Origin of the sequence: Posidoniimonas corsicana (genome assembly GCF_007859765.1) — a bacterium.
GTDB lineage: Bacteria > Planctomycetota > Planctomycetia > Pirellulales > Lacipirellulaceae > Posidoniimonas > Posidoniimonas corsicana.
The window spans coordinates 2,956,506-2,975,793 of sequence record NZ_SIHJ01000001.1 but is presented as its reverse complement, the minus strand read 5'-3'; the positions used below and the strand labels follow the sequence as shown (position 1 = coordinate 2,975,793).

General features: G+C 67.6%; 16 protein-coding genes. 8 read left to right on the top strand and 8 right to left on the bottom strand.

The window, feature by feature from the left end; translation table 11 throughout:
- Window positions 1-140 precede the first annotated feature (140 nt).
- From KOR34_RS11425 to KOR34_RS11415, 3 genes are all read right to left on the bottom strand, one after another.
- On the bottom strand, window positions 141-1,817 hold the full coding sequence (locus tag KOR34_RS11425; RefSeq protein ID WP_146564712.1) for an FAD-dependent oxidoreductase: 1,677 nt from the start codon (window positions 1,815-1,817) through the stop codon (window positions 141-143).
- A gap of 80 nt (window positions 1,818-1,897) precedes the next feature.
- Window positions 1,898-2,428, bottom strand: coding sequence for a rhodanese-like domain-containing protein (locus KOR34_RS11420; protein WP_146564711.1), 531 nt, complete (start codon window positions 2,426-2,428; stop codon window positions 1,898-1,900).
- A gap of 71 nt (window positions 2,429-2,499) precedes the next feature.
- Window positions 2,500-2,829 carry an ArsR/SmtB family transcription factor gene (locus KOR34_RS11415; RefSeq protein WP_146564710.1) on the bottom strand — a complete coding sequence of 110 codons (330 nt, stop codon included), beginning with the start codon at window positions 2,827-2,829 and terminating at the stop codon, window positions 2,500-2,502.
- A gap of 296 nt (window positions 2,830-3,125) precedes the next feature.
- On the opposite strand from KOR34_RS11415, the gene KOR34_RS11410 reads away from it, so the two are divergent.
- Both KOR34_RS11410 and KOR34_RS11405 read left to right on the top strand, forming a co-directional pair.
- Window positions 3,126-4,166: an ROK family protein gene (locus KOR34_RS11410; RefSeq protein WP_228714582.1), complete on the top strand. Its 1,041-nt coding sequence runs from the start codon at window positions 3,126-3,128 to the stop codon at window positions 4,164-4,166.
- A gap of 718 nt (window positions 4,167-4,884) precedes the next feature.
- Window positions 4,885-5,340, top strand: coding sequence for an SRPBCC family protein (locus KOR34_RS11405; protein WP_146564709.1), 456 nt, complete (start codon window positions 4,885-4,887; stop codon window positions 5,338-5,340).
- Window positions 5,341-5,345: 5 nt separating this feature from the next.
- On the opposite strand, the gene KOR34_RS11400 is transcribed toward KOR34_RS11405, so the two are convergent.
- Window positions 5,346-6,398 (bottom strand): hypothetical protein, encoded by a 1,053-nt coding sequence (locus tag KOR34_RS11400; RefSeq protein WP_146564708.1) that lies wholly within the window; start codon window positions 6,396-6,398, stop codon window positions 5,346-5,348.
- A gap of 253 nt (window positions 6,399-6,651) precedes the next feature.
- Here KOR34_RS11400 and KOR34_RS11395 point away from each other — a divergent pair, with 253 nt between their 5' ends.
- From KOR34_RS11395 to lhgO, 3 genes are all read left to right on the top strand, one after another.
- Window positions 6,652-7,125 carry a hypothetical protein gene (locus KOR34_RS11395; RefSeq protein ID WP_146564707.1) on the top strand — a complete coding sequence of 158 codons (474 nt, stop codon included), beginning with the start codon at window positions 6,652-6,654 and terminating at the stop codon, window positions 7,123-7,125.
- Window positions 7,126-7,419: 294 nt separating this feature from the next.
- Window positions 7,420-8,403 (top strand): transglutaminase-like domain-containing protein, encoded by a 984-nt coding sequence (locus tag KOR34_RS11390; protein ID WP_228714660.1) that lies wholly within the window; start codon window positions 7,420-7,422, stop codon window positions 8,401-8,403.
- Between the two features lie 33 nt (window positions 8,404-8,436).
- Complete coding sequence (gene lhgO / locus KOR34_RS11385; protein ID WP_146564705.1) at window positions 8,437-9,633, top strand: L-2-hydroxyglutarate oxidase; 1,197 nt, start codon at window positions 8,437-8,439, stop codon at window positions 9,631-9,633.
- A gap of 24 nt (window positions 9,634-9,657) precedes the next feature.
- On the opposite strand, the gene KOR34_RS11380 is transcribed toward lhgO, so the two are convergent.
- Window positions 9,658-10,434 carry a sugar phosphate isomerase/epimerase family protein gene (locus KOR34_RS11380; protein WP_197531331.1) on the bottom strand — a complete coding sequence of 259 codons (777 nt, stop codon included), beginning with the start codon at window positions 10,432-10,434 and terminating at the stop codon, window positions 9,658-9,660.
- Between the two features lie 135 nt (window positions 10,435-10,569).
- On the opposite strand from KOR34_RS11380, the gene KOR34_RS11375 reads away from it, so the two are divergent.
- Window positions 10,570-13,341, top strand: a complete 2,772-nt coding sequence (locus tag KOR34_RS11375; protein WP_146564703.1) for a hypothetical protein — start codon at window positions 10,570-10,572, stop codon at window positions 13,339-13,341.
- A 58-nt stretch (window positions 13,342-13,399) separates the two neighbouring features.
- Window positions 13,400-14,188: a Nif3-like dinuclear metal center hexameric protein gene (locus KOR34_RS11370; protein WP_146564702.1), complete on the top strand. Its 789-nt coding sequence runs from the start codon at window positions 13,400-13,402 to the stop codon at window positions 14,186-14,188.
- 39 nt (window positions 14,189-14,227) lie between these two features.
- Here KOR34_RS11370 and KOR34_RS11365 read toward each other — a convergent pair whose 3' ends face one another.
- The 3 genes from KOR34_RS11365 to KOR34_RS11355 form a co-directional block, all read right to left on the bottom strand.
- Complete coding sequence (locus tag KOR34_RS11365; protein WP_146564701.1) at window positions 14,228-14,980, bottom strand: exosortase-associated EpsI family protein; 753 nt, start codon at window positions 14,978-14,980, stop codon at window positions 14,228-14,230.
- Window positions 14,981-15,170: 190 nt separating this feature from the next.
- Window positions 15,171-15,887: a hypothetical protein gene (locus tag KOR34_RS11360; protein WP_146564700.1), complete on the bottom strand. Its 717-nt coding sequence runs from the start codon at window positions 15,885-15,887 to the stop codon at window positions 15,171-15,173.
- Window positions 15,888-15,947: 60 nt separating this feature from the next.
- The gene (locus KOR34_RS11355; protein WP_146564699.1) at window positions 15,948-17,003 is read right to left on the bottom strand and encodes a polysaccharide biosynthesis/export family protein; all 1,056 of its coding nucleotides are present in this window, start codon (window positions 17,001-17,003) and stop codon (window positions 15,948-15,950) included.
- 803 nt (window positions 17,004-17,806) lie between these two features.
- On the opposite strand from KOR34_RS11355, the gene KOR34_RS11350 reads away from it, so the two are divergent.
- Window positions 17,807-19,069, top strand: coding sequence for an exosortase/archaeosortase family protein (locus KOR34_RS11350; RefSeq protein WP_228714581.1), 1,263 nt, complete (start codon window positions 17,807-17,809; stop codon window positions 19,067-19,069).
- The last annotated feature ends 219 nt before the right edge of the window (window positions 19,070-19,288 follow it).

Here is a 19,288-nt window from a genome sequence, read left to right as displayed (position 1 = left end):
CAACAATGGTGCTTAGGCAGAAACCTAAGTCTAGCAGAACCGAACGCTGAGCAAGGATGGAATGCCACGCACGCCGCGACTGCCAGCGCGAGATCCCGGACGTGCGTCGGCGTCCTGCACCAACCCTTCCGACCACGCCCCTACTCCTCGCCGGCCAACGCGGCCGCCTGCTCCCGCTGCTTGTAGGTCGAGTACCCGCCGCTGAGGTTCACCGCGTCGAACCCAAGCTGGTTGAGCAGCCGCGTGGCCATGTAGCCGCGTTGGCCCACCTTGCAGTAGGCGACGATCGGCCGCCCCTGGGGCAGCTCGCCGGTGCGGTCGCGGAGCTGCTCGAGCGGGATGTTGATGGCGCCCTCGATGGCCCCGGCGCCGAACTCGCCGGGCGTGCGGACGTCCAGCAGCACGCCGGCGTTCTCGGTCGGCGGGTCGTGCGTGAGGGGCTGGTCGCCGCGGAGCACGCCGGCGGCGATGAAGCCGGCCATGTTGACCGGGTCCTTGGCCGAGCCGTACTGCGGCGCGTAGCACAGCTCGGCCTCTTCCAGGTCGTACACCGTCATGCCGGCCTGGATCGCCATGGCCAGCACGTCGATACGCTTGTCCACGCCCTCGCCGCCGACGCCCTGCGCGCCCAGCACGCGGCCGTCGGACGGCGAGAACAGCAGCTTCAGGCTCATCCCCTCCGCGCCCGGGTAGTAGCCCGCGTGGCTGGCCGGGTGGAGGTAGACCTTCTCGAATGCCACGCCGTCCCGGGCGCAGGCCTTCTCGCTCAGCCCGGTCATGGCGGCGGTCATCTCAAACACACCGACCACGGCGGTCCCCTGTGTGCCGCGGTAGGCGGAGTCGCGGCCGAAGATGTGGTCGGCGGCGATGCGCCCCTGGCGGTTGGCCGGGCCGGCGAGCGGGATCTGCGTCGGTTCGCCGGTCACCGCATCAGTCGTCTCGACCGCGTCGCCCACGGCGTAGATGTGCGGGTCGTTGGTCTGCATGTGCGGCGAGGTCTTGATGCCGCCCCGCGGGCCGATCTCGAGCCCCGCGTCCGCGGCGAGCGCGTTCTCCGGCCGCACGCCGATGCTCAGCAGCACCATGCCCGCGTCCAGCTCCGCGCCGGACGACAGCCGCACCCGCAGCCCATCGCCCTGCTGCTCGAACGCCTCCGCCGAGTCCCCCAGCCGCAGGTCGACGCCCTGCCCTTTCAGGTGCGCGGCGATCGGCGCGACCATCTCGGCGTCCCAGGGCGTGAGCACCTGGCCGTTCCGCTCGACTACGGTGGTCTGGATGCCGCGGCGGACCAGGTTCTCCGCCATCTCCAGGCCGATGAACCCGCCGCCGATCACCACCGCCCGCTTGGCGCCCAGCGCCGCGGCCAGCAGCCGGTCGGCGTCGTCCAGGTTGCGGAGGGTGTGCACGCCCGGCAGGTCGATCCCGGGGAGCGGCGGCCGCAGCGGCGCCGCGCCGGGCGCCAGGATCAGCTTGTCGTACGACTCGGTGTAGGTTTCGCCGGTCACTAGGTCGCGGACCTCGACCTGCTTATTCACGCGGTCGATCCGCTCGACCGACTGCCGCACCCGCACGTCCAGCCGGTACCGCTTCTGCAGCCGCTCGATCGGGCTGACCAGCAGCTTGTCGCGGCTCTCGATCTCGCCGCCCACGTAGTAGGGCATGCCGCAGTTGGCGAACGACGGGTCGGCGCCGCGTTCGATCATCACGATCTCGGCCGACTCGCTCAGCCGCCGCGCCCGGGCGGCGGCGCTCGCGCCGCCGGCAACCCCGCCGACGATCACAATCTTCTTCACCTGGCCTGGGGTGTCTGCGGACATTGCTCTTCTCTCCCTGTTAGGTCGCCCCTCGTTGAACGGGCTTGGTCGGAACGGTTGTAAGTTGACGTCGGCGGCCTGGGCTAGCTGGCGGACGAGCCGCAGCGCTGGTTCCACGGCATCCGCGCCAGCAGCATGCCCATGCCGCAGGTGTCGGTCACGCCGGCGAACACCAGTCCGGCGCCAACAAAGCCGGGGAGGCCCAACCAGTAGGGGTGCACGAACGCGCCTAGCGTCGTGCCGATCACCACCAGCGTGCCGGCCGCGATCCGCACCTGCCGCTCCAGCGACATCACCTGCTGGCCGCGGACCACCGGCAGCCCGGCCTCGACGCACGCCTGCGTGCCGCCCTCGACGTTCACCGCCTCGCCGAGCCCGGCGCCCTCGCACTTCTGGCAGGCCTTCTGCCCCCGCGCGCCGCTCTTGCAGATGAAGTACACCGGGCCCTCGCCCGAGGGAAGCTCCGCGGGGTCGAGCCGGTCGAGCGGCACGTTCCGCGCGCCCTCGACGTGCACCTCCTGGAACTCGGCCGGCGTGCGGACGTCGATCAGGCGGACCGCGTCGCCGCTGGCCAGCTTCTCCTTGAGGGCCGTTGGTTGGATGGTGGAAGGCATGGGGCTGTTCCTTTCTGTCGTAAGATCGGAAGTTAACGATATATTCTGGCAAATAAAGAGGCGACCGACCGCTATCCGACGCCGAATCGGGCCTCGACGCACTGCATGATGCTGGCCAGGTGATCCTCGGCCACTTGGTAGTACACCCGGCGGCCTTCCTTTTGGCTGGTGAGCAGGCCGCACCGCTGCATCAGCCGCAGGTGCTCGCTCGCCATGTGGCTGGGGATCTCGCACGCCTCGGCCAGCTCGCCCACGGTGAAGTCCCGCTGCAGCAGCATCTGCACCATCCGCAGGCGGTGCGGGTGCGCCAGCGTCTTGAGGCACTCGGCGGCGTGGCCGAGGGCTTCCAGATTGGTCAGTCGGAGCTTCTTCCCGCGGCTGCGGGCGGAGGGTGCGGTCATGGGGTTCCTCGCTCGATACTCCATTATATCGGAAGGTTGCGATATGTCAATCCAACGAAAGGAGAATGCCGAGCGACGGGTGGAAGGGGCGCTCCGGCAGGGAAGCCCCCGCCCCTTGGCCGAGGCTGGCTAGTACATCTCGGGGGCTTCCGCTGCCGCGGAGCGCCCCCGGGCGCCCCCGCCACTCTGTGCGCGGCATCCCCTTTCCCCTTTCGGTCCTTGCCCCGAATTGCCGCGGCGTCCGTCGCTGCTTATATTGCTGCCTTCTTTGCAAACCGACTGCCCAGCAGAGCAAAATGTCCTCCGACAGCGACCTGACCCCCAACGAGCCCGCCGTGATCACCCGCAACCGGTACTACGCCGGGATCGATGTCGGCGGCACCAATATCAAGCTCGGCCTGCTGGACGACCTCGGCAATCGGCTGGCGTACCGCTCGATCCCCACGCAGCAGGAGGAGGGCGCCGAGGCCGCCTCACGGCGGTGCGCGGCGGCGATCGCCAAGATGGCCGCCGAGGCGGGCGTCGCGGAGATCCGCCGCGTCGGGCTGGCCACGCCCGGCCCGATGGACGTGCCCACCGGCATGCTGGTCTGCCCGGGGAACCTGCCGGCGTGGCACAACACGCCGATCCGCCAGTTGTTCGCCGACGCGACCGGCCTGCCGGTCACCTACGCCAACGACGCCAACGCCGCGGCGTGGGGCGAGTACTGGCGCGGCGCCGGCGCCGAGTACACCAGCATGGTGATGCTGACGCTCGGCACCGGGGTGGGCGGCGGCATCGTGCTGGACGAGCGGCTGGTCGAGGGCCAGCACAGCTGCGGCGCCGAGATCGGGCACATCATCATCGACCCCTCGGACGACGCGCCGAGCAACAGCCTGGGCGTCCGCGGCACGCTGGAGGGCTACTGCGGGTCGTACGGCGTGGTGGGCCAGGCCGAGCGCCTGCTGGCCGACCCGGCGGTGGAGTCCACGCTCCGGGCCGCGCTCGACAAGGGCGAGAAGCTCACGCCCAAGGCGATCGCAATCGCCGCCGAGGCGGGCGACGCCGCCGCGCTGTCGGTGGTGATGAACACGGCCAAGCTGCTGGCGGTTGGCGTGGTGACCTGCGCCCACATGGTCGACCCCAACAGCATCGTGGTGGGGGGCGGTCTCAACTTCGGCGGCGCGGGCAGCCCGCTCGGCGACCGCTTCATGGACCGCCTGCGGGAAGAGACCCGCCAGCGGCTGATCCCCACGCTCCGCGACAAGCTGCACATCGACTTCGCGCTCCTAGGCGGCGACGCCGGCTTCACCGGCGCGGCCGGCCTGGCGCGGCGCGACGATCGCCAGGTGGGGTAGGGCGGCGATAGCGGCGAGGCAGTCTAACGCCGTGACGGCCAGTGCAGCCGCCACGCTCCAACACCAGCCTCGTCGTGCGGCTAGCTGTGGGTCTTGGGTCGTCGCAGGGGCTTCAAACTCTCAAAGCAAGGCCGGGGTGTGCATATCGATCTCCAATACGCGGACGCTCTAGAAAAACGACCACCCTCCGCGCGAAAGCGTCTATGGACGGCAGATCAAGTCGCAATTCCCTCCGGCGGCTCCGGATCGAAAGCCTCGAGCTCCGCTTGCCGTCGGGTAGGCGACCCCGCATGACCTCCGGGGTCTGGTTGAACGCTGGTTTTTCGTAGAAACCGGCCACCAGCCGTGGTCCAATGGTGGAGGTCAATTTTCTGTTCCCCCAGCGTCGCGGGATCCGTGGCGTGTGGGTTGGTTGCTGCGCGGTTGGTTAGGTCGCTCTTGCGCCGCCGGGTTTTGTCCGAATTGGTCCCCAGTGGTGGCCGCGATCGGACAAAACCCCACTGACCTGTTTAGCAGCGTTTTGCACAATGCGTTGTTTCGAAAGCACTTACGGCAAACTAGGGAGAAAGTAGGCCCGATGTTTTGTCCCCTTCGCTCGTGTTTTCGGACAAAACGAATCGGACAAAACCCTGGGGCCGCGCTGCACCGTGTGGTGCTCTGCCACGGCGCCGGCTGTGGTAGGGTGGCGTGACGCAATGTTCCACCAGCGGATTCAGCCATGCGAAGCCAAATCAGCGTCGAGATCGACCGACCGATCGACGAGGTGTTCCGCCTGACCATCGAACGCGTGGCGGAGTGGAGCATTGTGGTGGTCGAGGACGAGGTCATCGCCGAGACGCCGGAGGTCGTCGGGACCACGTTCCGCACCGTCACCGAAGATCACGGCAAGCGGATGGAGTTTCAGGGGGTCGTGACCCGGCACGATCCGCCGCGGCTGCACGCGATCGAGCTGACCGGCGAGCTGTTCGACATCGAGTCGGAGTACCGGTTCGAGGACCTACCGACAGGCGCCCGCGTAACACAGGCGACCAGCGTGACGGGCAAGGGCTTCTTCCGCCTCTTCATGCTGGCCTTCGGCTGGCTGCTGAAGGGCTCCCACTGCAAGGCGGGCGAGGAGGAGCTGGCCAGCCTGAAGAGGTTCTGCGAATCGAAAGCCGCGGCTGCCGACGCCTGATGCCGCTACTTGCTGACCGCGGCGTCGGCGCTGGCGAGCTGTGCGTCCGCCTGGTCGGCGTACGTCAGCAGCGACCACGCGCGACGCATCACGCCGGGCGCCGCGACGTAGTCGCACAGGTCGTGGCTGCGTCCGACCGAATTCGTGACGTTGATCAGCCGCACGCGCTGGGCCCGCTCGCGGTCCAGGCAGGTGGGGCCGGAGTAGCCCATTGCCTGGGGGTCGTAGTTGCGGCCAAGCAGGCCGAAGTACTTCATGGCGGGGTCGCGGCGGTTGGTGGTGAGGACGAGCTGCTCGGTGACGTCCATCGCGGCGCCGTGCCGCTGGCCGCGGCCCAGCCAGTGGGCGTCGAACGCCGCGGCCAGGTAGAACGCCCGCACGCTGCGGGGCGGGCCGTCGAGCACGCCGGCGCCGAGCTCGTGCAGCGCGCCGCTGCTGACACGCGCGCCGTAGCTGTAGCCGAGCAGGCCGAGCCGGGCGTCGGCGGGCGCCTGGTTGAGCACGTAGGCCAGCTGCTTGCCGACCGGCGCGGTGCGGGCCGCCTTGACGCGGAAGTCCTTGAGCGGGCCCTTGATCTCGTCGGCGCACCACGACCAGATCAGGAAGCGGAGCGGCCGCTCATCGCACGCGCAGCGGACCAGGCGGCCGTAGGCGTACAGGCCGCGGGAGCGGGTCTCGCACCACGAGACCTTGTTGCCGTGCGCAAACACCACGGTGGGGAGCCCGCCGTCGGCGGACTCGATAACCGACCGCCAAGGCGCGGCGCGCCACTCGCGGCGGCCGTCGCCGTCGGCGTCGGAGTAGGTCTCGGCGTGCAGGCCCTCTTCGAGCCGGACCGGGTCGGTGCTGCAGCCGATGGGGCGCGAGCTGATGAGCACCACCTCGTCCTGCGGGCGGACCGTCGCGCAGCCCTCGCCCGGGCAGTCCATGGCGGCCAGGCAGGCGGTCGGGGACGCGATCAGCAGCAACGCGACGAGTATCAGCGCTATGGGCGGCAACGCGACGGGGAGTCGCGCGCCGGCTGGGCGGCGTCGGCGGGGAGTCACAACCGGTGGCATCGGCGGGGCGGGGAAGCGGTGGGGCGGGGCGCGGGCGGGGAGCCAAGCGTGCGGCTTCGGTAGAAATGTAGCATGCGGACAACGGCCGCGCCGGGGCCGTGTTGAAAAAAATCGACGGTTGAGTTTGCACATCACGCAGGGTGGGCTAGAGTTGCGTGGCTCCACGCCGCGGACCTCCGGAATGATGAGGTTCCGCCCCGCCTTACCAGTGCGACCCCTACGCGCTGCGCCTTCCCCCCAGGGAGGACCCGCCATGAAACGAATCACGCTACTACTCGCCGCGTTGATGCTGGTCTCCAGCACCGTGGGCTGTGGCTGCTGCCGCAGGCTGCGTGACCGACTGTGCCGCGGCTCGTACTGTGGACCCGCCGCGGCCGTGGCGCCGGCGGCGGTCGCCTCGCCGGGGCTGCTGGCCGGCCCGGCCGCCGTGCCAACCCATACGCCGGTGCAGACGCCGGTCGCGGCGCCCGCGCCGATGATGATGGCCCCGCCGCAGATGATGCCGAGCTGCGTGCCGTGCGACCCGTGCTGCATCCCGTGCGACCCGTGCTGCGGAGGCTACGGCTACTACGGCGTCGGGTACCCGATGGGGGGCGGCATGTACGACTCAGGCTGGTCCGGGTCGTGCGGCTGCGACAGCTCCGCCGGCAGCTACGACGGGCCGGTGTCGCCGTCGCCGGCGACCCGCGACCCCGGTCCGGCGAATCGGGGGGACGCCGGCATCTAGCCGCGTGACGAGCGAGCCACACCAAGACAATTGATAGTCCGGGCCGGACTCTTTCGCCGCCGCCTCCCCTCCCCTTCCTGGCGGCAATCAGTCTGGCTCCCGCGGCGACCACATGATGTGGTGGGCCGCGGAACCAATGCGACCCCGGTCGGCCTTCCCATCCTGAAGCGGGCCGATCGGGGTCGTTCTTGTATTGAGGGTTGGTGGGGCGCAGGGCGCCCGAGCGGGCGCCGGTATGACCGGCAGGGTACAATGGAGCGGTTACCGAACCGCACCTTGGAGAACGCCTTGTCGATGCTTTCCGCGCCGCGCCCAATCCTGATCGCCACGCTGCTAACGCTCGCCGCCCAGCCGCCGGTCTTCGGCCAGCTGAAGGAGGCTGAGCCCGTGTCCGAGCACATCCGGCTCGGCGAGTCCGAGTCCGGGCAGTTCCGCGTGGGCGCGGAGATCACGGCCAAGCGTGGTGCGGTGAAGAACATCCGCGTGATGGTTGCCGTTCCGCTGGAGTGCGACGAGCAGCAAGTGCGGATCGCCGAGGAGAACTTCACCAGCAACGTCGAGTCGGTGGACTACCGCATGCTCAACGGCGACGGCGCCCGCCAGATGGTGATCAACATCCCGTACCTGGCCGCCGGCGCCACCGCGACCGCCGCCGTGACGTACGACGTCACCACCCGGCCGGTGCTGCCGCCCGAAGACGACCAGACCGCCAAGTTCAAGATACCGGAGAAGCCGGACCGGTCGCTGCGGCGGTTCCTGACCGCCAGCCCGTACATCGAGTCGCGTCACGGGACGATCCGCAAGCTGCAGCGCAGCGTGCTGGGCGACGCCGACGAGGGGCTGACCGACTGGCAGCGGGTCGAGCTGCTGTACGATCACGTGCTCGAGTCGGTCGAGTACGTCGAGGGCGACGACAAGTCCGCCCTGCAGACGCTCCGCGACGGCAACGCCGACTGCCACGGCCGCAGCGCGGTATTCATCGCGCTGTGCCGCGCGGCCGGCGTGCCCGCCCGCATGGTGTGGGTCAACAACCATTGCTACGCGGAGTTTTATCTGGAAGATGATTCGGGCGAGGGCCAGTGGTTCCCGGCCGAGTCTGCGGGCAGCCGAGCGTTCGGCGAGATGCCGCTGGCGCGGGTTATCCTGCAGAAGGGCGACAGCTTCACCGTGCCCGAGCGGCGCCGCGACAAGCTGCGCTACGCGACCGACTTCATGGAGGGGACCCCCGTGCAGGGCGCGGGTCAGCCGAGTGCAAAATTCATCCGAGAGCAGCTGTAGCGCCGCGCCCACCGCCGGCGCGGCGAGGCGTTCATGCAGAACTGCGACCTGTTAGTCATCGGCGGCGGCATCGTCGGCCTCGCCACCGCGTACCGCTTCACCCAGCGACTGCCCGGCAGGCGGGTCATCGTGCTGGAGAAGGAGGGCGCCGTCGCGCTGCACCAGACGGGCCGCAACTCGGGCGTGCTCCACTCGGGCATCTACTACAAGCCTGGCTCGCTGAAGGCGACCAACTGCCGCGAGGGCAAGATCGCGATGGAGCGGTTCTGCCAGGAGGAGGGCGTGCCGTTCGAGGTCTGCGGCAAGGTGATCGTCGCGGTTGACGAGTCGGAGCTGCCGGCCCTGGAGGCGATCCGCCAACGCGGCGAGCAGAACGGCGTGGCCTGCGAGGTGATTGAACGCGATCGTTTGGCGGAGGTCGAGCCCCACGCCAACGGCGTGCGGGCGTTGCTGGTGCCCTCGACCGGCATCGTCGACTACGGCGAGGTAAGCCGCCGGCTGGCGGAGAAGATCCGCGGGACGGGCGGGGAGGTAGTGCTGTCGGCCGAGGTGACCGGCATCGACCAGACGGACGAGGGGATTATCGCCCAGACCGCCAGCGGCGAGTACGCCGGCGCCTGCCTGGTGAACTGCTGCGGCCTGTACAGCGACCGCGTGGCCGAGCTGTCCGGCGCCAAGCCCGCGGCGCGGATCATTCCGTTCCGTGGCGAGTACTTCAAGCTCCTGGGCGACGCCAAGCGGCTCGTGAACAACCTGATCTACCCGGTGCCGGACCCCTCGTTCCCGTTCCTGGGCGTGCACTTTACGAGGATGATCGACGGAGCCGTGGAGTGCGGGCCCAACGCGGTGCTGGCGTTCGCCAAGGAGGGCTACCACAAGACCACCGTCGATGTGGCGGAGCTGGCCGGCAGCCTGACCTACCCGGGGTTCGTGAAGCTGGCGCTCAAGTACTGGAAGACGGGCGCCGGCGAAATGTGGCGCAGCGTTTCCAAGCAGGCGTTCGTGCGGGCGCTGCAGCGGCTCTGCCCGGAGATCCGCTCCGAGGACCTGACGCCTGCGCCGGCCGGGGTGCGTGCCCAGGCGGTGCTGCGCGACGGCTCGCTGGTCGATGACTTTTTGATCGAGGAGCACGGCAGAGCGGTCAACGTGCTGAACGCTCCTAGCCCGGCGGCGACGGCCTCACTCAACATCGGCAGCCTGATCGTCGACCGGATCGTGTCGCGGTACTAGGGAGTTCGAAGGGGAGCCCGCTGGCTATACCGCTCGAAGGTACGCGGCGGCGTTCTCAAGCTCCTCCGTGCTGGCGCCCTCGCGGAGCTTGATCGACAGCCAGTCGCGGTAGTCGTGCTCTTCAAGGCGGCCCAGCAGCTCGGGCCACTCGACGCTGCCGCGGCCCAACTCGACCGACACGGCGCCGCGGCTCGAGAAGTCCCGCACCGCGTCCGCGGCGTAGACGTGCGTCAGCCGGGCGCCGACGGCGTCCACGGCCTCGTCGACACCGACGCCTTCTGCGATCAGCTCCGCCGGGTCAAGGCACGCGCCCACCAACTGTGACGGCAGCGATTCCAGCAGGCCGGCGAGCTCCGTCAGGCCGTCGCCGCCGACGCGGAGCGCCAGCCGCAGCCCCACATGATCCGCCCGGCGGGACAAGCCGGCCAGCGTGTCCTCTAGCAGCGAGCGATTGGAGGAACCCTCCGGCGCAATCTCACCCGGCGAGATCACGAACACCCCGGCGCCGATCTTCTTGGCGCCCGCCATTGCCGACTGGGCGGCGCCGACGCGGCGGTCCAGCTCCTGGGGGTCGCCGAACCCACGCCGGGTGGGGAACGCGGCGGTGCCGACCGTCAGCCGCAGGTCCTCGAGCAGCTTGCGGAGCTGCCGCACGGCCGAGTCCGAGAGGTCGGCCGCGGGCAGCTCGCTGCGCAGGTCGAGCTCCACGCCGTCCACCCCGGCCTGTGACGCGATCGGGAGTGCGGACTTCACCGGGCGGCGGAGCGAGCTGGTGGCGACGCCGATTCTGACGGCTGGCATGGTCGTAGCGGTTGGGTTTGGCGGTTTGGTTTCGTAAACATCGAGCGTTGCGTCTGGGCTACGGTACATTTTCGCGGGGCTGCGCCGCAAGCGCCGCCCCACTCGCGCCCCGCCCCCTTTCCCGCCCGAAGCAAGATGCCGCGCCCGCTCCCGACAGCCGCCGCCCTCTGCCTGCTGCTAGCGGCTTCAGCCGCCGTTCAGGCGGAGGAGTTCTCCGAGACCAACAGCCGCGGCGTGGACGCGGTGGAGATCTTTCGTTGCTCGTTCGACGAGAAGTGGGACCGCAACTACGACCTCTGGCCGGACAAGTGGAAGCGCGAGACCGGTCCCGAGTACCCGCACTACGTGCGGATGGAGATCGCAGAGGACGATGAGCTCGAGGAAGGGCGATGCCTGGAAATCGGCCTAGACGGGTCGCAGGCCAAGGTGTCGTGCCCGCCGATACGCGTGCTGCCGAAGTTCAGCTACACGCTGGAGCTCAAGCTGAAGCTGACGAACATCGAGCACAGCGCCGTCACGGTGGTGATGGAGTTCATGACCGCCAAAGGCGAGGTGGTGCAGACGCACCGCAGCGAGCCCTTCACCGCGAGCGGCGACTGGCAGGACGTCAAGATCGGCAAGTTCCGCCCTGGGTCCGAGCTCGTCGACCGGGTGGTGGCTCACATCGAGGTCGCCCGCGGCGACCGGGGCGACCTGCAGGGCCTCGTGTCGGTGGCGGACGTCTGGCTGGGGCGCTGGCCCAGCATGGAGGTCACCACCAACAGCCGGATCAACGTCTACAACGACCCCGACAACGTGGTGGTCACGTGCTCTCTGTCGGGCATCAGCGAAAAGGACCCGCTGATCAAATTCCAGCTGCTCGACGCGACCCAGGCCGAGATCGGCGAGGAGGGCGTCAAGAAGCTGGAGGGCCGACTCATCAGCGAAGAGGCCCGCAGGGCGTCCGACATACTTGCCGGCGACGGCCGCCACAGCAAGGGCTACGAGGGGTCGGAGGACTGGCGCCCGGACATCAAGGAGCATGGCTTCTACCGCGTCCGCGTGCAGATGATCAGCAACGAGACCAAGCTCGAGATGGACAAGCGGATCATCACCCTGGCCGTGGTGCCCAAGGCGGTGTTGACTTCCATCGGCGAATTCGGCTGGTCGCTGCCGGAGACCGTACCCCGCCTCGGCCAGCCGCTGGACTTCGCTACGCTGCAGGAACTGCTGCCGATGGCAGGCGTGAGCTGGGTGAAGCTGCCGGTCTGGTTTCCACGGGAGCACCAAGAGCGGGGCGACCGGATCATACAATTCGCCGAACGTCTGGCCGCCACCGACATCGAGACCATCGGCGTGCTGCAGGAGCCCGACCACACGCCCGACGGGCCCGAGCCCGTCAGCGGAGAGTCGAGCATCGAATTCATCTTCCGCAAGGATCCGTCTACTTGGTTGCCGTTGTTCGACCACGTCATGAACCGGCTGTCGCTCCGGATCCGGTGGTGGCAGCTCGGCTACGACCACGACACCAGCTTCGTGGGCCACGAGGACCTGGTCGGCAAGATCCGAGACATCCGGCAGCAGCTCTACCGTTTCGGGCAGGACGTCCGACTGGGGTTGGGTTGGCGGTGGGACGAGCTGCCGATCGGCGGCGAACTGAGCTGGGACTTCGAGCAGCTCTCGTCCGACCCGCCGCTGCAATCGGAGCAGCTCGACTCGGAGCTAGCGACCCGCCCCACCGAGGGCGCCCCGCGGTGGGTGCTGATCGAGCCGGTGATCGACTCCGGGCGGCAGGACCTGAGCGAGCGTGAGAAGCACGAGGCGCGGGTCCGTGAGTTCATCAAGCAGATCATCGTGGCCAAGAAGCACGGAGTGGATGGGATCTACATCCCTAAGCCCTTCTCCGGCCCCGACGGCGTCATGAACACCGACGGCACGCCCGGCGAGCTGCTGCTGCCGTGGCGGACCTCCGCCATGCTGCTGGGCGGCGCCAAGTTCATGGGCTCGCTCCAGTTGCCCAGCGGCAGCAAGAACTGGCTGTTCATCCGGCCCGACCGGCGAGTGGTGATGGTCGCCTGGAACGAGCAGCCGTGCGACGAAGTCCTGTACCTCGGGGACAACGTGCTGCAGATCGACGTGTGGGGCAAGCAGCGTCAGCCCGCCAATCACGAGCACCGGCAGGTGATCCCGGTTGGGCCCGAGCCTACCTTTGTGCTTGGCGTCAGCGAGCACGTCGCCCGCTGGCGGATGTCGGTGGCGTTCGAGAAGACGTCGGTGCCGAGTGTGTTTGGCGTGGAGCACGAGAACGCTCTGTTGATGCGGAACGAGTTCCCTGCGGGTATCGGCGGCACGGTCTCGCTGTTCGTGCCGGACCTGCTGCAGGCGATTGGCCCGTCCGGCGAGCCCCGTCCCAGCGGCGAGTGGAAGATCTTCCCGCCCGAGGGCGACATCAAGGGCCCGGCGAATGTCGCACTCCGCCGCCCACTGCAGATCGAGTTGAGCGACGCCGCGTACGGCGAGCAGCCGATCCGCATCGACTTCGAGGTGTACGCGGACAAGCTCTACAAGTTCAGCGTCTGGCGGAGCCTCAGCGTAGGCGCGGGCGACATCGACATCCAAGCGGTCTCCTTCCTCGACGACGACGGCCGCCTTATCGTGCAGCAGCGGATGCAGAATCTGAACGGCCCCTACGCGGACTTCAAGTGCCTGCTGTACGCGCCGCTGCGTCGACGCAAACGCACCCAGGTCTTCCAGCTCGGCGCGGAGCCCGACATCAAGACCTACACCTACTCGGCCGGCGAGGACCTCCTGGGCAAGGACATCAACCTCATGCTCCGCATCGAGGAGATCGACGGCGACCGGGTGCTGATCTACCGTTTCCCTGCCCAGCGTGAGTCGGACATTCTTTTTGACGCCGGGGGTAACTGATTGGCGTGGCCGTCGGTGCGGTTGTGTCGGAATGCCGGGCGGCGATATGCTGTTGGCCATGGCCAAACTAAGCGCACTGTGCGACCTGCTGGACGCCTTCGCACCGCCTTGCCTTGCGGAGGACTGGGACAACACCGGGTTGCTGATGGGCGACCGCTCGATGGAGGTTGGCCGGGTCATGACCTGCCTGACGCTGACGCCCGACTCGGCGGCCGAGGCGGTCGACGAGCGCGCCGACTTGGTGGTGACGCACCACCCCCTGCCCTTCCGGCCGCTGGCGAAGATCACGACCGACACCGTCGAGGGCGGCATGCTGTGGAGACTCGCCCGCGCGGGCGTGGCGGTCTACAGCCCTCACACGGCGTTCGACTCGGCGGCTAGTGGCATCAACGCCGCACTAGCGAACGCCCTGAAGCTGCGGTCGGCGGCGCCGCTCAACCCGACCGAGGATGAGCCGGCTGTAGGCGCCGGGCGGATCGGACTCCTGCCGACCGCAGCTACACTTGAGGAGGTAGCCGCTCGCATCAGGGAGTTCACCGCCGCCGAATCCGTCCGCGTGGTCGGACCTGTGGGCAAGAGCATCGCGAGCGCGGCGGTGGCCTGCGGCAGCGGCGGGTCCTTCATCGCGTCAGCGGCAACGGCGGGCGCAGATGTCTTGATCACCGGCGAGGCGACTTTTCACAACTGCCTGGCGGCGCAGGCGGCGGGGCTGGCTCTAGTCTTGCCCGGCCACTACGCGAGCGAGCGGTTCGCGGTGGAACGGCTTGCCGAGTGGCTGGCGAAAGAGGCGGCCGGTCTAGCGGTGTGGCCCAGCATCCGCGAGCGGGACCCACTTCGCACCCTCTAGCAAGGCGGCGTTGGGTGAGTCGGCGACGGATGTTATCCCTCAGGACTCGGCGCCGTCGCCAGGGTCGGAGGCATCGAGACCGACCTTCTCCGCGTAGACCTCTGCGGCAGCGCCGGCGGCTTCCGGATTCTCGCGAGCGAGAATCATCTGGTTGAGCATTGGCAAGAAGACTTCTGCGAACTCGTTTGACGCGTTGTCTTCCAGCGGCGCTTCAGGGTCGACGCTCGTTGTGAAGTACAGCTTGAACAACGCCGGTGTGCCGGGGTAGGTCTCGCGGTTGACACGCATGCTGGGGCTGGCGAACCACGTCACTGTGCCGGTGTCGTCGGGCTTGTGCCACGACCAGAACACCCGCTCAGAAACGCCGCCCTTACGGAAGGCGGCGGTGTTGAACTGATTCTCGCCCTGCACCTCAGGCACGTCAAATTTGTAGCTGCCGATCTTCTTCTCGTACCGGCTGAAGTCATTCGACGGGTAGCAGATGTCGGGCGTGTGTCGGATGACGTGCTTGAACGGACCGACGATGAGCCAGATCTTCACCTGCTCGCCGGTTTCCTCGTTCTTGTACAGACGGGACACGTAACCTTCCGCGCCAGCGGTGCGGAGGATCTCATCGCTGGTCTCGTAGCTCTCGCCCTTCCATGGCCCGATGCTTTCGGGAACCAAATCCAGCAGCTTGGCGCACTGTTCCGCCTCGACGTTCGGCGTCCAGCGGTGGTTGAGCATGCCGTCGTAGACACCGACGCCTACAACAGCGACAAACGCCAAAGCGAGAGGGACGAAACGCAGCATCGGCGGCTATCCGGTGGGGGCCTATTGATCAGACGGGCGAGCGATGCCCGCGGGAACAGGGCGACGCCAGCGCCGCGGCCGCTTGGCGGCCGATCGGTCTGGCGTCGTCTATTCTGCCACGATAGGTCCCGTCGACTAGGGCGTCAAGCAAGCCCTCCCCAGCCGCTACAACCCGCGCCACCAGCGTTGGCTACCGCCCAGAAGGGAGGTAGAAGGCCGGCGTGGCCCGCTGCTTCGGCGGCGCGTCCGACGGGCTCCGCTCCAGCTGATGGCCCGCCCTGACGACGCCCGACCGGCCGCCAAGCAGCGCCGCGAATCCGGCCGGCAGCGGCGGTGGAACGTCATCGGCTACGGCCGCCGGTTGAACCGGGTGCGACTTCGGCCGGATGCCCGACGAGGGCGGCGCTCCAATCCCCGGCGGGGGCCCGAAGCCCGGCAGGGGCGGCAGCCCGGGTGGTCCATTGTCGGCGGGAGCGGCGCCGGGGTTCTGCGGCTGACCCTGGGGCGCCGCGGGTGCGGCGCCGGGCGCGCCCGGGATGGGCGGGAGGGCGGGCAGGTCGAGTTCCCGCGCGCCGGAGCCCTCGTTTAGCCCCGGGTCGACGTTCCCTTCCTTGGGTTCCGACGGGGCCGGCGCGGCACGGTCCTCTTCGGTAGGTTTCGGGATCAGTCGGCCAGGCAGCGCGGACTTTTCGTCCTTGGCGCTGGTGGTCTCGTCGTAGTCGCCGGGCCACCGGCCCCAGGTGGTGCGGTAGTAACCGTACGTCTGGTAGTTCGGGTAGCATCCCCCTTCAGCCGAGCAGGGCGGCGGTGTGGGGCAGTCCGTGCACGGCGCCGGGTGTCCCGCCAGGGCCTGCTGCGAGAGCAGCCCCGCCGCGGCGGCGGTCAATAGAAGTCGATTGAAGGTCATGGGTCGCATCCTGAAAGACACGTTGGAGTAGACTCTGCTCAGGCGAAAACGCCCGTTGGGCTAGTTGAGGTTGCCCAACCCGAACCGCTCGATACGGTTGGCGGTCGAGGTGCCGAGTGCGACGAAGCCGAAGATCCGTTCGAACGGTCTGGTGATCTTCGACACAATCGCGTCGAACTTGGTCATCGGGTCCTCGGCGATAAACAGGCGGTCGCCGGGCAGCAGCTGGTAGTTGGTTGCCGTGACGCCCTGCACAACGTCCTCGTAGTTGACCGGCAAGATCTGCTCGCAGCCAACTCCGTTGGGAGCGGGCCGCGCGATCCAGATCTTGGTTGAGGAAATCTGGCTGATGCCGCCGATGCGGGCCAGGGCGTCGAGCACGGTCTCGTTGCCGGTGACCGGCTGCTGAACAATGTTGTCGCCGAAGCCGGCGCCCTGGGTGATGATGAAGTACCGCTTGCTGTTGTAAGCGAACACGTCAACTACCACCTCGGGGTTCTCGAGTTTGTCGGACAGTTTCGCTTCGATGGCCTCCTTGGCCTGGTCGAGCGTCAGACCGGTAACGTAGACCGACCCGTAGGTGCCGAGGTTGACGCGGCCGTCTGGGGCTACCAGGTGCTCGCCAACAATCTGCTGGGCGCCGGATGAAAAAGCCAGCGAGACGCTCACCTGGGGATCCTCGAGAACCTTAGTGAGGTGGTCTCGGATGGCGTCCTGCGCCTCGTCAATCCGCAGGCCGACCACCTTCACCTTGCCGTAGGTCGGTCCCAGGTCAACGGTGCCCTCGGGGCTAACCGCAAAGGCGTCGCCAATCTCCTGTCCCGGCAACGCGTTTACGACGCGGATCAGCAGGCCGTCGAACGGCTCAATCTTGTGCGGCGGCTTTGGGACGATCTTGATCGCGTTGATCATCAGCACGTCGGGCGGCTCAATGACGTACCGCTCCAGCGTGGTCATGGCGAGTTCCCGCGGGGCGGGCGCTGTTGGCGGTGGGTCGGGCGGCGCCACTGGGATCGGCTCACGAGGGGCGTTGAAAGCCGTGCACCCCATGCTGCCGGACAGCATCAACGCGGCGAGGGCGATCAGCGGTTTGTGCGTTGAACAGGTATGATTCATGGCCTTCGCTCGCGAGAACGTGGATGAGGTCTTTCCGCCGGACGCCGCGTGGCCAAGCCGACGCGGATTAACTGATTTCTTCCGTACAATCGTTCTAATCGGACTCTTCGGAGCGCAACTTTGCTCTACCCGCAAAATTTCGCGCACCCCGTCCGCCCGAAGGTGGGGTAAAGGCGGCAAACCCCCTCCGCTAGCAGAGGTTTCTTGCCTCCCGTGCGAACCAGTACTGGTGTTCCGCCGTAAAACCAAAGAGCGGTCGGTTCGACGGAATCTTCGTGCACATTGCTACCGCCGGCGTGACCGGCGCACGCTGCTCATCAAGCGAGACTTCCTTGGAACGGTCGACCTTCGCGTATTGCGCACATGGCGGGCGTAAACTGGGGGAAACAAGGCGTTTTAAGCCTCCTGAGCCAGGCTTGGCTGGGGGCTTTGCGGTGTTTGACAGATAATTAGGGCACGCTTATTCTCGACTAGATCACGACCCAACAAGCGGTCCCCCGGCGCCTCCGCGCTACGCGATCAGAGGGGGGAACTCGCTCCCAAGCGGCGGCCTCATCTGCCGACGCCCGTGGAACAGCCCCGTGGGTCGCCACCGTCGAATCGTGCCGCTAGCGGCGTTGCTCGCCGGGCGGGATCGCGAGAGTTCCAAACGCCGTCACAGATATCTTCCGAGAACGAACACACCTATGGCCGCCAATTTCCCAGCCGCGTTTCCGGGCGCAGCCAGAAACCAGCCGCAAGGTGCCGAGCTAGCACCGTTCAGCTGGCAGGACTCCACCCAGCGGAACGCCTGGATCGCGACCATGGCGTCCGCTTCAGTGCTGGTCTGGTCGTACTGGATGATGTTTAAGGACGCCGCGTCCGATTGGGATCAGCCGCAGTACTCCCACGGGTGGATCCTGCCGCTCATCGCGATGGTGATGATGTGGATGTTGCGGCCAAACAAGACCGCAAACCCTGGCGTTGAACGCGCCCTGCAGGGTGTCGGGGCGGCAAGCATCGCGTTAATCGTCGCCGGCCAGTGGGCGCCCAGCCTGCAAGGGGTCGGATTGGCGGTCGCGTGCCTGGGCGGTTTCGGCTGCGCCCTGTGGGGGCAGCCCTTCGCACCGGCGGCGGCCAAGTCAAGCGGAGGCATCCCCTACCAACGGCCAGAGCTCCTCTGGACGGTTGCGGCCGTGGGCGTGGCCTTGTCGGCCGCCGGGCTGCTTGGGGTTTCGGTCGGGCCTCTCAACCAAGACGTGCTCAGCATGCTCGGATTGATGACAATCGCCATCGGGTTTGTTCTGCTGGCCGCGTTCGCCACGCCGCCGACCGTCGTCGGCTGGCATGAGATAGCGGCAGGCTTTCTGGTCGTGCTGCTCTGCTGCGTCGTCTGGAGTTTCGGCGTCTACTTTGACCGCATGCCACTTGCCCAAGGCGCCTTCGTGGCCTCCGCGATCGGCGTGCTCACCATAGTCGGTGGCATGCGGCTGGTCCGTTGGGTCGGCCCTCCGGTGGCGTTCCTGATGTTCATGTTCCCGCTGCCGAGCCTGGTTGAGCAGCGTGTGCTCGGACTGCTGCAGAAGATCGCGGTGTACCTGAGTGAGCAGGTGTACACGATCATGGGCGTGGCAGCCATTCGAAACGCGAATCAGATCTCTCTGCCAGGGCTGAACGATGACATCGAGATGGAGATCGCCGCGGCGTGCAGCGGTCTTAGTATGACCAACATTCTCATTGCGATGTGCGTAGCCATCGCAATCCTCACGACCCGACCGTGGTGGGACCGCTTAATCATCCTGCTGTCCGCGATTCCAATTGCGATTGTGTCAAACGTGTTCCGCATCGTCGTCACTGGCCTAATCTGGATGGCGATGGACCAATTTGCGGCGGGCGACCCGGAGTACCTGGCACGGCTGCGCAAGCCTATGCACGACTGGGTGGGTCTGATCGTGATGATGCCATTCGCGTTGGGTCTGATGATGCTGGAGCTGAAGATCCTATCCATGCTGAGCGTGCCCGAGGAGAGCAGTCTTGGGAAGTCTCAAGTGGTGGGCAGGGGCGCCGGTGGCGCCCCAACTCAGTAGCGGTGCGGCGTGCGTGTGGCGTTTGGGCAACAGCAAGGTTGCGGAGAGGCGACGCCGGCCAGGCGTCCGGCGAGACCAACCGAGCCGTGTCCGGCTGAAACCCGGGGGAAGCGGCTTCGGCGAGCGAAAAACAAACTCTGGCCCGCGAGTTGCGAAGGTGGTAGGGCACGACAGGTAAACGGTTCGGACCAGGGCCTCAGGCCGCGGCCCGGTAGTGAC